This window comes from Halococcus morrhuae DSM 1307 (assembly GCF_000336695.1).
In the GTDB taxonomy this organism is placed as follows: Archaea; Halobacteriota; Halobacteria; order Halobacteriales; family Halococcaceae; genus Halococcus; species Halococcus morrhuae.
Map to the genome: position 1 here is coordinate 1 of NZ_AOMC01000107.1, position 14029 is coordinate 14029.

General features: G+C 61.4%; 12 protein-coding genes. 7 read left to right on the forward strand and 5 right to left on the reverse strand.

From position 1 onward, the window contains the following. The first annotated feature begins 408 nt into the window (after positions 1 to 408). Positions 409 to 1563, forward strand: coding sequence for an MFS transporter (locus C448_RS08080; RefSeq protein ID WP_004053708.1), 1155 nt, complete (start codon positions 409 to 411; stop codon positions 1561 to 1563). 170 nt (positions 1564 to 1733) lie between these two features. Here the strand turns inward: C448_RS08080 and C448_RS08085 are convergent, their stop codons facing one another. Then, positions 1734 to 3629 carry an ArnT family glycosyltransferase gene (locus tag C448_RS08085; RefSeq protein WP_004053710.1) on the reverse strand — a complete coding sequence of 632 codons (1896 nt, stop codon included), beginning with the start codon at positions 3627 to 3629 and terminating at the stop codon, positions 1734 to 1736. A gap of 180 nt (positions 3630 to 3809) precedes the next feature. On the opposite strand from C448_RS08085, the gene C448_RS08090 reads away from it, so the two are divergent. After that, positions 3810 to 4886 (forward strand): glucose-1-phosphate thymidylyltransferase, encoded by a 1077-nt coding sequence (locus C448_RS08090; RefSeq protein ID WP_004053711.1) that lies wholly within the window; start codon positions 3810 to 3812, stop codon positions 4884 to 4886. A gap of 68 nt (positions 4887 to 4954) precedes the next feature. Here C448_RS08090 and C448_RS08095 read toward each other — a convergent pair whose 3' ends face one another. Further along, entirely contained in the window at positions 4955 to 5860 is a 906-nt protein-coding gene (locus tag C448_RS08095; protein ID WP_004053713.1) for an SDR family oxidoreductase, read from the reverse strand. Positions 5861 to 5912: 52 nt separating this feature from the next. On the opposite strand from C448_RS08095, the gene rfbB reads away from it, so the two are divergent. Continuing rightward, positions 5913 to 6842 carry a dTDP-glucose 4,6-dehydratase gene (gene rfbB / locus C448_RS08100; RefSeq protein WP_004053714.1) on the forward strand — a complete coding sequence of 310 codons (930 nt, stop codon included), beginning with the start codon at positions 5913 to 5915 and terminating at the stop codon, positions 6840 to 6842. A gap of 109 nt (positions 6843 to 6951) precedes the next feature. Here rfbB and C448_RS08105 read toward each other — a convergent pair whose 3' ends face one another. Then, positions 6952 to 7416 carry a dTDP-4-dehydrorhamnose 3,5-epimerase family protein gene (locus tag C448_RS08105; protein WP_004053716.1) on the reverse strand — a complete coding sequence of 155 codons (465 nt, stop codon included), beginning with the start codon at positions 7414 to 7416 and terminating at the stop codon, positions 6952 to 6954. Positions 7417 to 7527: 111 nt separating this feature from the next. Here C448_RS08105 and C448_RS08110 point away from each other — a divergent pair, with 111 nt between their 5' ends. Then, positions 7528 to 8289: a class I SAM-dependent methyltransferase gene (locus tag C448_RS08110; protein ID WP_004053718.1), complete on the forward strand. Its 762-nt coding sequence runs from the start codon at positions 7528 to 7530 to the stop codon at positions 8287 to 8289. A 740-nt stretch (positions 8290 to 9029) separates the two neighbouring features. After that, the gene (locus tag C448_RS08120) at positions 9030 to 9833 is read left to right on the forward strand and encodes a class I SAM-dependent methyltransferase (RefSeq protein WP_004053722.1); all 804 of its coding nucleotides are present in this window, start codon (positions 9030 to 9032) and stop codon (positions 9831 to 9833) included. 25 nt (positions 9834 to 9858) lie between these two features. Here the strand turns inward: C448_RS08120 and C448_RS08125 are convergent, their stop codons facing one another. Together C448_RS08125 and C448_RS08130 are read right to left on the reverse strand one after the other, a co-directional pair. Then, a complete protein-coding gene (locus C448_RS08125; RefSeq protein WP_004053724.1) occupies positions 9859 to 10719 on the reverse strand; it encodes a glycosyltransferase family 2 protein in 861 nt (286 codons plus the stop codon). Positions 10720 to 10827: 108 nt separating this feature from the next. Continuing rightward, complete coding sequence (locus tag C448_RS08130) at positions 10828 to 11925, reverse strand: DUF2304 family protein (protein ID WP_193363122.1); 1098 nt, start codon at positions 11923 to 11925, stop codon at positions 10828 to 10830. 151 nt (positions 11926 to 12076) lie between these two features. Between C448_RS08130 and C448_RS08135 the strand changes: the two genes are divergently transcribed. Further along, a complete protein-coding gene (locus C448_RS08135; protein ID WP_004053728.1) occupies positions 12077 to 12955 on the forward strand; it encodes a polysaccharide deacetylase family protein in 879 nt (292 codons plus the stop codon). A 4-nt stretch (positions 12956 to 12959) separates the two neighbouring features. Beyond that, positions 12960 to 13994 (forward strand): lysylphosphatidylglycerol synthase transmembrane domain-containing protein, encoded by a 1035-nt coding sequence (locus C448_RS08140; protein ID WP_239640553.1) that lies wholly within the window; start codon positions 12960 to 12962, stop codon positions 13992 to 13994. The last annotated feature ends 35 nt before the right edge of the window (positions 13995 to 14029 follow it).

Sequence of the window (14029 nt, forward strand, 5' to 3'; positions counted from 1 at the left end):
ACGCCGCCGCCCGCTCTTTCTCTGTCAGATGGTCTGAGAGGCATCACCAGCGATACGCCGATCCATCCGCCGATCTTTATCAAATCTGTTAATTCTAACCCAACCGCAAATCTATGTTTTTGCATCGTGTGTCACGTCGAATCATTGGTTAGAGCCGCTAAGAGTTGTATTCAGCTACCCCACCCCTTCGCTGTCTGTCGATCAACAGAGCANATCGTGTGTCACGTCGAATCATTGGTTAGAGCCGCTAAGAGTTGTATTCAGCTACCCCACCCCTTCGCTGTCTGTCGATCAACAGAGCAGAACACATCGCTTGAGAGATCCGCTACGGGATTCCGCGTGGAAGTCAGTACGTTTTACCAGCCCACGGGGCTACCGGACACGGTGAAGCGAGTCTGGGACTATCGAGTGACACTCGTCGCCCTCTGTACGCTGGCGTTTTTCGCGACGATGGTCGCACGATTGGTCATCAGTCCGGTTGTCCCCGAAATCGTCGAGACGTTCGGCTCGTCGACCGGTGTTCTCGGACTTGCTCTGACCGGTCTCTGGATGGCGTACGCCTTCGCACAGTTCCCCAGCGGCGTGCTCGCCGACCGATACGGCGAGCGAATCATCATCCTCGTGGCAGTTGGGCTGACCACGGTTGCGAGCGCTCTGCTTGCGCTCTCGCCGTCGATGCCGGTCTTTCTCGTTCTGACGTTGATCCTGGGTGGCGTTGCAGGACTGCATTACAGCGTTGCGACGACGCTACTGACTCGCGAACTGAACAACATCGGCACCGCGATCGGTCTGCACAACTCCGGGGCACCCTTGGCCGGATTGCTCGCGCCGATCGCGGCGGCCGCCGTCAGCCAGCGGTTCGGCTGGCGAGCGGCGATCGCACTCGGAGCCGTGGCCGCGTTGCCCGTGTTCGTCCTCTTCCGATGGAAGGTACGTCCAACGGAACCGGCACGCCCCGAGCAGCCGATGGGGGATCGATTCGCGCTCAAACCGGTTGTGGAACTGCTCTCCCGGCGGAAGATCGCGTTCACTGCTGTGCTGGCGTTTCTGTTCGAATTCGTCTGGCAGGCGACGGCATCCTTTCTCCCGACGTTTCTGATCGCGTATCACGGCTACTCGGTGACGTTCGCCAGCACGCTGTTCTCGGCGTATTTCGTCATCCAGGGGCTGACACAGCCCGGCGTGGGTTCGCTATCGGATCGGTACGGCCGCGAGGAGACGGCGGGGCTCTGTGCAGTGCTCGGGATCGGCGGATTCTCGCTGCTTCTCGTTGGATCGCGATTGGCGGTGCTTCTCGTCGGCATCGTTCTCGTCGGCGTTTCGATGGGCTGGGGCGCAGCACTCCTCCCACGCTTTGTGGACAATCTCTCGAACGAAGAACGCGGCGCTGGGTTCGGTCTCGTCCGGACGACGTATATGATGCTGAGTGCGACCGGCAGCGTCGTCGTGGGCACGATCGCGGAGACTGCAGGCTGGGGGATCGCGTTCGGCACTTTCGTCGTGTTTCTCTCTGTGATCTGTCTGTCGCTCGTCGGCAACCGAGTGCTCGATCTCGGTTTCTGAAACGACGATCCAAACATGACGATCCAGACACGACGATCGATACCGAGAACCACCACCGTGTAGTGGACTAACCGATCTGGGCTTCCATCGACGCCTGGAGCGCGCTACCGAATTCCAGAAACGCCACCAACGGGGGTTTGCTGGTGGCGGAATCCGTCACCAGAACGGTGCTAGGGCGCGCGACGGCGTGGGGACGTGTTCCGAGACGATCCACACTGTCCGGTCCGGTTCAAGATCAGCGTGTACTGTTCGGTCCGGAAATCCTGATCGTCGCCGTAGGTGATCGTCCACGGATCGACGCCGGTCTTCAGGAGGTCCAACAGCGACGTCTGGGTCCGTGGCTGTGGCCACATCGGGGGTTGCGGGCCGAACTCGGCTGCCACAGTGTAGTTGTACTGTCCGGTGAGCAGACTCCGAACGTGTTCAGCCCGTTTCGGTGTCGGTGATCTGGGCGGCAGTCCGCGTCTGTACCCATCGGTGGCCGAGTTCTGACTCCCCGATTCCGCCCGGATCGGACTCGCGGTACCGAGGTGGACGAGATCCCAGTAGGTGAGCTGGATGAACTCCGGGCACCGGGTCGAGAGGTTGTTCATCCATTGGACGCGCGTCGGTGGGTCGGAACCCGCCGTCATCCGCGCTTTGCGATAGCTGCTGATCTGCATATCGCGGGGGAACGTCGCATCCCTGAACCGTGACCGATACACCTCCATCGTCGCGTTGTCGGGCGCGTTCGCGTTCAGCCATTCCCCCGCTTCGTCACGCGGTGTGGTGGCGTAGTGAAGGTCGCCGACGCCGGCATACGCGCTGCTCGTCACGAACAGCACTGCGACGAGCGCCCACATGATGCGCTGGCTGTGACCGCGAAGCCGCGAGAGTGCGGCTGCGAGCAAGAGTGCGAGCAGCGGAAACGTGAGGAGGAGGTGATGCAGCCGAACGTAGCCCCAGCGGGAGTACACGAGGAGATACATCCCGAGCCCGACGAGCAACAGTACTGTCGCGTCCGCCTCGATCGAACGCTCGCGCAGGCGAGTGATTGCCGCCGCTATACCACCGAGCGCGCCGACGAACAACGGAATTCCGAGGCCGTTGAGATAGCCGCGCACCAGCCACCACCAGCTCGGCGCGACCGGTGCAGCCACACCGACCGATCGCGAACCGCCGCCGGAAACCCGCTCGATGAGCACCTCGGGACCGGCAGCGAGTACCTCGGGAAATCCGACGACGATCGCCCCTGCGCCGCATGCGACCGCCATGACGAGAAGCCCTGGTTGCAAGAGTGCGTCGCGCGGGTTCACGCCCGGCCTCCGCGCTCGGAGGACGTACGCGAGGCCAAGGAGTATCACGCTCGTTCCGGCAGTGAGTTTGAACGCGATGGCGATCCCTCCCGCTATACAGCCGGCAAGAAAGACTGCCCTGTCGCCCGTCTCGATGTATCGGAGCGCGAGATAGAGCACCAGCAGGAGGAAAAACAACGCCGGGATGTCCTCGCTCACCTCGTGGGCCATGATGAGAAAACCCCACGTCAGCGAGAGCAACACGGCTGCCAGCCGTCCGGTCGTCCGATCGCGCATCGCCCTTCCGAGACGGTAGGTAAGGTAGACACAGCCGACCGCAAGCACGACGGTGAGCAGTCGCGCAAAAAGCAGACTCCATGTCCAGATCCATTCGGGGGTACCGGTACGAAATTGCCAGAGACCGGCCGTTCGAAGCTGCGGATTGAACTCGACGAACGCGTCGAGCTGTCCCGTCGCGAGCGCGACGATCGCGACCGGGAGCACGGCGAGCAGATTCACGTAGAGCGTCGCCCCAGCAGGCTGCTGTGCCAGGATCGCCGGCCGAATCGCACCGAGTCCGGGATCGTCGACGACGGTGCCGATCGCCGCGAGCGCGTCGATCAGCCGCCAGCGTTCGTCGATCGTCGCGAACTCGGGAATCCCGTGCCAGAACCAGAATCCGGCGAGGACCGTCGCCAAGAGGAGCACGTAGCGAAGATACGGGTCGGTCGTGAGATCGTCGCCGACTCGCTTTTTCGCGCGACCCAGCAGTCCACTGCCGATTCCTCGCATTGACTCGGCTTATGAGCAACCCGTATTAAAAGCGGGTCATCCTGTCACGGCGACAGCTGGCAACTCGATCGCTCTGCACACCGATCGGCAGCCCTCAATCGGATGGACAGTTGTCGTCGTGAATCGTTGTGGCTGCAAGGAACCGCCGCTCCTATTAGCTCGCTCACCGTGTCGCCGGCAATGAAAGGCGTACTTCTCGCCGGAGGCAAGGGCACCCGCCTCCGCCCGATCACGCATACCGGCCCGAAACAGCTGGTGCCGGTGGCGAACAAGCCCGTCATCCAGTACGCCATCGAAGACCTCAAAGCGGCTGGCATCACCGATATCGGCGTCGTCCTCGGGAACAAGGGACGCGAGGCGATCCGGAACTATCTCGGTGACGGTGCCGACTTCGGGGTCGATATCACGTATATCGTGCAGGGCGACCCGCTCGGGCTCGCCCATGCGGTCGGCTGTGCGCGCGAGTTCGTCGATGGCGACGATTTCGTCGTCTATCTCGGCGACAACATGCTCAAACAGGGCATCTCCGCTCTCGTCGAGAGCTTCGAGCGCGGCCAGTACGATGCGGGTATCGCCCTCCAGTCGGTCGCGGAGCCGGAACAGTTCGGCGTTGCCGACGTCGATGGGAACGGCGACGTCACGCGACTCGTCGAAAAGCCCGACGAACCGCCGAGCGATCTCGCACTCATCGGCGTCTACGTGTTCTCACCGGTCGTCTTCGACGCCATCGAACGACTCGAACCGTCGTGGCGTGGCGAGTATGAGATCACCGAGGCCATCGGTACGCTGCTCGACGAGGGTCGTGCGATCGACTCGCTCGTCATCGAGGGTTGGTGGAAGGATACCGGCAAGCCGGCCGACGTGCTCGAAGCGAACCGGTTGGTCCTCGACGATCGGCGGGACGAGACGCCGCCGATCGATATCGAGAGCGACGCGGAGACCACCGGCTATCTCGACGTTCACGACGCGGCGACCATCGAAGAGGGGGCAGTCGTTCGTGGCCCGGTGTCCATCGGCGCGGACACGACGATCGAGGCCGGTGCCTACGTCGGGCCGTACACCTCGATCGGCCCGAACTCGACCCTTCGGAACGTCCATATCGAAAACAGCGTGATCGTGGGTGACTCGTCCATCGCGACCGATGGCAAGATCGTCGACAGTCTCATCGGCCGTGGTACGTCGATCGGCAGTGCCGACGGACTGCTTCCCGAGGGTCGCCGGCTGGTCGTCGGCGAGAACTCGAATCTCGATCTCTGAGACCGCGTCCCGTCACGCTCGCGGCCCGTCTCGCATCGAGCCATCGATATCGCACGGAGCGCTAGGGGTCATAGCGCATCGGCGATCGCGTCGAGATCGTCGGCGAGCGCTGGCTGGTCACGGTCGAGTACGTGTTCGACCTTCTCAACGTCGAGACAGGTGTGCAGCGGTCGCGTTGCGGCACGGTCAACGGCCGACTGTGACCCTTCGGCCAACAGTTCCACGGGCACGTCCATGGAGCGTGACGCATCGAGTCGCTCCCTGATTCGCTCGCCGAATTCGTACGGCGTGATACACGATCGACTGGCGATATGAACCGTCCCCGTGACGTCTGCTGCAAGGAGATCGATCAGCATTGTGGCCGCCTGCCCGGCCCTGCTCGGCGTCACGGTCTGGTCCGTGAACAGCGGGATCGACTCCGCTTTGCGGAGACGATCGCTGACCCACGCTGGAAAGCCGGTGAGTGTGCCCGTAGCGCCGTGGGTTCCGTAGACGAACGAAAGCCGGGCGAGAAGGGCTCCGTCGTGGGCCTTCCTGACGGTCCGCTCGCCGGTGAGTTTCGACTCGCCATACACCTGTTGTGGATTCGTCGGTGCGGATTCGGTGTAGCTCCGTTCGGCATCCCCGTCGAACACGTAATCGGTCGAAACGTGACAGAACGCGAGATCTCGGTCGGCACAGACACGCGCCAGTTCACCGGGTGCTGCCCCGTTGATGGCGTGGGCGTGCTCCGGATTCTCTTCACAGCCGTCCACATCGGTCATGGCCGCACAGTTGAGAACGGTATCGAACTCGTTCGCATCGAGTATCGTGGTGAACCGATCGGTGTCCCGGACATCCAACTCGTGCAGCGGGATGTCGAACGTGGGATCGGTCGAGTGATACGTTCCGGTACACTCCCAATCGCGTGCAAGCGCTTTCGCGATCACATTGCTTCCGAGAAGTCCGTTCGCCCCAACGACGAGCAGCTGCATACGCGGTACAGCCGATGAAAACCTAAATACATACTGTCACCGACGTGCCTCCATGAGCGTGCTCGTCACCGGTGGTGCAGGGTTCATCGGCTCGAACTTCGTTCGCCATCTCCTCGACGCAACGAACCGATCGGTCATCACTCTCGATGCGCTCACGTATGCCGGTTCGATGCGTCATCTCGATGCCGTCCTCGACCATCCGCGCCACGATTTCGTCGACGGCGATATTCGGGATCAGTCGTTGGTTGCGGAACTCTTCGAAGAGGTCGATAGCGTCGTGAACTTCGCCGCCGAATCACACGTCGACCGCTCGATCGACTCGGCCGAACCGTTCGTTGCGACGAACGTTCAGGGAACGCGGACGCTTCTCGACGCCGCACGGGACGCCGATATCGATCGATTCGTCCAGATATCGACCGACGAGGTCTACGGTGAGATCCGCGACGGGAAGTTCACCGAGACGGACCCACTCGATCCCAGAAATCCCTACGCCGCCACGAAGGCGGGTGCGGATCTGCTCGCGTTGAGCTACCACTCCACGTATGACCTGCCGGTGCTCGTCACCCGTTCGTCGAACAATTTCGGGCCGCACCAGCACTCGGAGAAACTCATCCCCAAACTCATCGACCGCGCGGCACGCGAGGAGTCGCTCCCGATCTATGGCGACGGGTCGAACATTCGCGAGTGGACCTACGTGCAGGACAACTGTCGCGCGATCCGGACGGTTCTCGACGAGGGAACGACCGGTGAGATATACAACGTCGGCAGCGGTGACGAACGGACGAACCTCGACGTCGCTCGGACGGTGCTCGATGCCGTGGGAGCACCCGAAACCCTCATCGAGTTCGTCGAGGATCGCCCCGGTCACGACGAGCGGTACGCACTCGATGCGAGCAAGATGGCGACGCTCGGCTGGGAACCGGAGTGGTCGTTCGAAGAGGGTCTCGAACGAACGGTCGAACAGACTGTCGGACGGAACTGATTGGAACCCGCGAGGTGTAACGTCGCTCGTTGCAGTGGCGTTTCGCGATCCGGTCTTCACGTACTTTCGTCCGACAGTACACTCCGAGTCGCCCATCGAGACGACCCGTCTATCCCTGCAGCGTCTCGTCCCAATCGTACGGGATTTCGTCGGTATCGGGCGGTAGCCGCTCCTCGTCGGGGTCGTCGTAGTCGTAGAGGTTCGTCGGGAAGTTGATCAGCAACGCGGGTTCGTCCCCGATCGTCTTGAACCCGTGCCAGCAATCGCCGGGGATACGGACGACTCGCTGGTTGTGTTCACCGATGACGAACGTGTCGAGCTCTCCCTGCGTCGGTGACGGTTCACGATCGTCGTAGATGGCGACCTTGATGCGTCCCGTCGGACAGACGAAGTGGTCTATCTGGCCCCGCTCGTGGCGGTGCCACGCGCGGACGACGCCCGGATAGCTCATCGAGTAGTAACTCATCGCCGGATCGGGGTCGTACAGCTCCCAGTCCTCGCGGAAGATCTCGACGAGATGGCCGCGCTCGTCCGCGTTGACCTGCAGATCGCGCGCTGTAACTCCCTCTATCATGGCTGTCCAGACGTCCAATGCTGTGCGTATAAATACTCCGGAGCGATGTCGATGGACATCGAAGATCGTCGGACAGGTAGTTTATTCTCCTTGCCCGTTCGCGATAGGCGTATGCCGGACGAAGGCCTGCTTCGCCGCTCGCTTCGCCGAAGTGGGGTTCTCGATTGGGTTCGAACGGCGATCGACCGATACAACCGGCTCTACCGATCCGCACCGTACGACCCCCCAACCGACCACCACGAGTTTCGTGCGGTACGACGTCACTCGCAGGAACCGACCGACATCAGTGACCACCTCGAACGACTGTTCGTCGAGGCGATGCAGGTCTCTCCCGACACCATCGTCGAATGCGGCGTCCGTAGTGGCGAATCGACGTTCGTCTTCGAGCGCGTTGCACGCCTCACTGACGCCGACGTGGTGAGCGTCGACATCGAGGAAACGTCCTACACCACCGACTACGACGACTGGCAGTTCGTCAACGCCGATGATATCGATTTCGCAGCGGAGTTCGAGGGCTGGTGTGACGAGAACGACGTCGATCCCGCCATCGACGTCCTGTTCGTGGACACGAGCCATCGCTACGAGCACACGCTCGCCGAGATCGAGGCGTGGTTTCCCCATCTCAGCGAGAACGCAGTCGTCCTCTTTCACGACACCAATATGCAGCGGTTCTATCGGCGAAACGACCGGACGAGAGGGTTGAGCCCGATCGCGAATCGCGGCGTCATTCGAGCGATCGAGGGCCACTTCGACTGCGACCTCGACGAAACCGAATCGTTCGTCACTGTCCTGGATGACTTTGTCTTCGAACAGTATCCTGAGTGTAGTGGCCTCGCAGTCCTCCGAAAACTCGGTTCGACGGCGGCTCCGTGAACCTGCCTCGGGGTCAAGCCCCGAGGCTTCCTGCTTCGGCGTCGGAACTTCCATCGTCCAGCCGAGGACGACAGAGCGGTTCCGGACTCTACGGGCGTTGTCCCTTGCTGGGAGATTCGGACCGTCCCGGCCCTATCTTGCTGGATGGGCGTTCTGGAACGCGCCACACCGAACGCCGGGGGTTTGTTCAACCTCCCGTACTTACGTTCTGGCGGGCCACGTGGCCCATCACGTCCGAACAAAGGTCCAGACAAATAATAAAGCTTACTGTAGCTTCAACCGTGAACTAGCCAGTTTACCGTAAGTTATACCGTAAACTGGCCCGTAGATCGTTCATGCCTCCAGAGGGCTACACGACAATCACGGTTAGTGACAGATTAGCTGCCAAACTCACTCGGATCATGGTGCGTCATGATTGCTCCAGCTACGCTGAAGCAATCAAGTATGCTGCCGATACAACACTTATTCAAGAAGATGAAATCACTATACGAGAGCTTGTTCAACTCCTCGCCGAACGTGTGGACGAGGTAGACGAAAGCGTTTTACAGTAAAATTTACGGTAAGCCCTCAAATCGAGGGTTGAAGCTACACTTACGCGATTCACCCTCGCGGTCAAGCCGCGAGGCACTCTCGCTGTATTTCCTGTAGACCGACTTTCGTCCGATTTTCGAGATCGAAATCGGTGGTCGGATTGTTTCCATCTAGAAAGAACCATCACGGGAGGCGGTAGTGATGTTCGTATGGCTCTCAGATCGTATCTAACCGGTGCAAGCCGACTCTACCGTCGCGACGGGTTCGATTCGGTCTTTCACCGCGGTCTCGAAAAGGTCGAGCGGGACGTGGGCAATGCACTCCCCGCCATCGGCGATACCCTCTGTCGAGCGCTGTCCGTCCGAGAGCTGCGTGGCTACCAATCGTCCGAGGACGACCTCACCGATGTCATCGACACGGCGTACGACTATCGGGGCTACGGTGCGTATCGATCCATCGAGCCGATGCAGATCCGTTCGGAGCTCCGGGACTTCGTCGAAGCGGTCGCTGCAAGCGATCCCGAGACGGTGTGTGAAATCGGCACCGCTCGCGGCGGGAGCTACTACGTTTGGGCGCAGTATCTCGCTGCCTCGAACTACCTCAGCATCGACCTTCCCGGCGGCCGTTTCGGCGGCGGGCACTCGCTCAGACGAGCCGAGTTCCTTCGTGACGTCTGTGACCGTCCGGACGTCGACCAGGCATTTCTCCGCGGCGATTCCCACTCACCGGCGACCGCTCGCCACGTCGAGGAGATTCTCGATGGTGATGCCATCGACTTCCTGTTTATCGACGGCGATCACACCTACGACGGTGTCAAAGACGACTTCGAGCGGTATTCACCGTTCGTCGCCGACGGCGGACTCATCGCGTTCCACGATATCGTCACTATCGACCACGACCCCGACTGCGAGGTCGACCGATTTTGGCACGAACTCCGTGAGGAGTACGAGACGACCGAGATCGTTGCCGATCCACAGCAGGATCGCGGGGGAGTCGGTCTCGTTCACTGGTAACGAGTCCATCGCTGTCGACGACTCGTCACGATACGGACGTCACATTGAGGAACGCGTCGGCCGAACGAGGGTAGGCAGTGCAGTAAATCACCAGCGGATTGAGAACGATACTGCTGGCTGCAATGACGATTGGCAGCAGTGAATCGGTGTTTTTCCGATGCACGACGACGCGCGCCCGGATCATCTTCGCCAAGGTGACGAAATTTCGAACGCTCGGGGCGTACATATCGTCGTTGTCCGGGTGGATCGACTGTGTGTCCAGTATCGCTCGCATCGGGACGCCGGCATCGGCAAGCCGCAACGATAGATCGACGTCCTCGACGCGCAGCGGCATCGCCGGATCGAACACCTGCCCCGAAAGCACGTCCCGATATATCCCTCGGGGAACGATCACGCCATCACCGGGAACGTAGTTCACCTCGGCAACCCCGGACAGCGAATCGACGCGATACGGGAGCGTAAACCGATACTGTGAGAGGAGGCGTACGCACGTCCGTTCCGACGACACGCGGTAGTTGCGCCGGGCCGTCGTCCATACCGCGTCCGGCGTGACTCGCTCGGAAAGCGTCCGCAAGTATCCGTCGGGGAACAGCGTATCGTGATTGTAACAGCAGATGTACTGCCCATCGCTTTCGCGGATGCCTCGGTTGATGCCCCGGCTGAAGCCTCGATTTTGCTCGTTTTCGACTATCCGTACCGAATCGTCCCCTGAGTGGGCGTTCCGAAGCAACTGCAGCGTGTCGTCCTGGCTGTTGTTGTCCACGACGACGATCTCGTAGTCGGTAAACGACTGTTGCTCGACCGATTCGAGCGTCCGGAGGATCGCCTCTCCCGCGTTCCACGTGAGAAATACGAGCGAGAACAGCGGTCGTGAGTCCGTCTCCATCACTGGTTTGCTGGTCGACAGTGCATTGGTGAAACGGTCATGGATCGTGGTTTCGTTCCATCGACGTTGCTATCAGACTGACGACCGAGTCGTCTCGATCACGTTCGGCTATCGGATCCACGTGGTGAAGATGGTGCGAGCGAGGCCGAGTGCGTAGCCGAGTTTCGGCTTTTTCGTCGTTCCGGTTTCACGCTGTGCAATGGAGACCGGGATCTCTCGGATCCGCAGCCCGTTCTTGCGGGCTTCGATGATCAGTTCGGGCGCACTGAACCGCTCTTCGGTGAGTGTGAGGTCGCCGAGCTTTGACCCACGAATCGCGCGAAATCCGTTCGTGCAGTCGGTCATGTCCGACTTGGTGATCACGTTGATCACTTTCGTGAACAGTCTAATTCCCGCTCGGCGAGCGACACCGTTCCCTGATTCATCGACGCCTGCATACCGTGATCCGACCACGTAATCCGCTTCATCAGCGGCGATCGGCGCGACGAGCGCGTCGAGCTGTTCGATCGGATGTTGGCCATCGGCGTCGATCGTGACGACGATGTTCGCACCGCGTTGCTGGGCGAGTTCGAAGCCCGTCTTGAGTGCGCCGCCCTGTCCCTGATTGAGCGGATGCTCGACGGCAGTCGCCGCGGTCGTCGCAACCCGATCGACCGTTCCATCGGTCGATCCATCGGAGACGACGAGCGTTTCGACCGCGTAGTCGTGGACCGATTTCGGTAGCGAACTGACGACGTTTCGGATGCTTTCGGCCTCGTTGTAGGCGGGAATCACCACACAGACCGTTCGTTCCGTGCTGGTGTCGCTACTGGCTGTCTCGGTGGCTCGCTCCACTGCGAGATCCCGCGTGAGTTCGGTGATCGACAGTTGGTTGCTCCGCACCTGTGCCAACAGATACAGGACGAGCAGCACCAGCGCGCTGTTGGCGAGCAACGACACGATGAGCGACCGGCGTTCGACGTGAAACGCCGCCGCGAGGGCACTGTACACGGCTGGAAACGCCCCGGCGGCGAACACGCCGAGCGAGAGGGTGATCGCGATCAGGAACTCCTGCCGCGAGAACGTGGTTCGGTAGCGCTCGAACCCCCAGAGGAAAATCACGACGGCGAGGCCGATGAGGAACGCGGTGAGCGTGCCACTGTCGAGACCGAAGGCTTGCAACACGGGTCCGTTTGCAGTCTGTAGGCCTGCTTCCCACACCGGCATTGTTGCCTGTTCGGTCTCTCGACGACATGACTATTAGCGCTTGTGGCTGCAGTCCCGTTCTGCCCGGTGGTGGCTGCTGCCAGACCCGCTGGTGTCGACACTGACAAAGCACATGAGTTATGCCGACCGCTAAACCAGTATCGACTGATCGATGACTGACTCGCCGGCCGTTCTCTCGGTCGATCTCGAATTCTTCACCCATCTTCCAGCCTACCGGAACGCACGCGGGCGGACCGAGCGAGACGATATCGGTCTCGCTGCTGTCGACGATCTCCTTGCCGTCTTCGACGACTACGACGTATCGACGACGTTCTTCGTGGTTAGCGACATCGCCGAGCGCCATCCCGACTGTGTCGAACGGGTCGCCGCTGCCGGTCACGAGATCGCCTCCCACACTCACCGCCATCGCCATCTCACGACGCTGGACGAGCGCGAGCGTCGCGAGGAAATCGATCGCTCTCGGGCGCTCCTCGAAGACGTGACGGGAACGTCGGTCACGGGATTTCGCGCGCCGTCGTTCGACACTGCTGGGGATCACTTCTCGATGCTCGCGGCAGCCGGCTACGAGTACGATTCCAGCATCGTTCCGTGTCGGTCGATTCCGGGCTGGTACGGCGGCGAACACGATATCGACAGCCCCGTGCCGGCGACGCAGGTGCAGTCGGCTGCTCCCCCCACGATCACCGAACTGCCGGTGAGTACCTTCCCCGGGATACGCCTCCCACTCACGGGTACCTGGCTCCGATTTTTCGGCCCCCGGTATACGACCGTCGGCATGCGACTGCTCGCCCGTCGTGGGATCTGTCCGGTGCTCTACGTCCATCCGTGGGAGTTCGCCGACCTTCCGGACGTGGCAGGCGTTCCGAACCGGGTCTACTGGCACACCGGCAGCTGGATGCGCCGCTCACTGCTCAGGATACTCGACGGTCCGTTCGAGTTCGTCACCGCACGGTCGGCCGTCGAGAGCGCGACCGATAGCGACGGCGCGGCCAGCAGTACCGCCCGCGACACGGCCGTTGGAGGACGGTAGCGTGGTGGACGCAAAACACCGAAAACGGCTGTTCAGAGTGGCCCAGTATCTCCTTGGGGCGCTCACGCTCGCATGGGTGCTTGGACAGGTCGAATGGGAGCGCACGGTATCGCTGTTCGCTTCCGTCTCCATCGAAACGAGCGTGGCGCTCGTCGCCGTGAGCGGAGTTGGACTTCTCGTTGCGCTTGCCATGTGGCACGTGCTGCTCGACAGGATCGAGGACACGCGCTTTCGGGCCGCCATCGACACCGGTCTCATCGTCCTCTTCGTCAACCATCTCCTGCCATCACGGCTGTCGGGGCGGGCCGTTGCACCGTTCGTCGTCCACCATCGGACCGGCATGGCGTATTCGGGTGCTGTCGGGGTTTCGGGCGTTCACACCGGCCTGTATGCGCTTCTGTATGGTTTCGTTGCATTCCTCGGTCTCGTCCTCAGTGTGGGCCAACTGCCGCTGGGACTTGCGCTCGTTCTCGTGCTCTCGACCGCACTGTATGCCGCTGCCGGAACGGTTGTGTTGCTCGCCGGTATCAATCTCAGCGCCGTCGAGCGCATCGCCGGCGGGATCGAGATCATTGCTCGCCGGGTTCCGATCGTGGGCGATCGGCTTGCAGCACTTGCCAAAAAACTCCCCGAGTTCTCGGCGGCATCCGCGGATACCTTCCGCACGCTGCTGCGCGACCCCGTTGCGATCGTCTCCTACACGGCCGGGTTCGTGGTTGCACAGTTGATCGTCCCCGGCCTGCGAGTGTGGCTGATCTTCGAGAGTCTCGGCGTCAGTCTGGAGCCAGCACTCTTCCTTCCGTTCTATCTCGTCATGGCATACAGCGTCACGCTGTTACCACTCACGCCGGGCGGCGTCGGCGTCACCGAGGCGACGGCGACGGCGGTGTTTATCGCCCTCGGCGTGCCGAGTACGGCGATCGTCACGGCGATTTTCGTCGATCGACTGCTCGGCTCCTATCTCCCGGCGCTCGTCGGGTGGTATCCCTCCCTCAAGATGGATCTCTCGAAACTCGTCGAGTCACCGAGTCAGGAGTGAAACGAGAACCTATATCCTCGTTGCAGTATCATGGC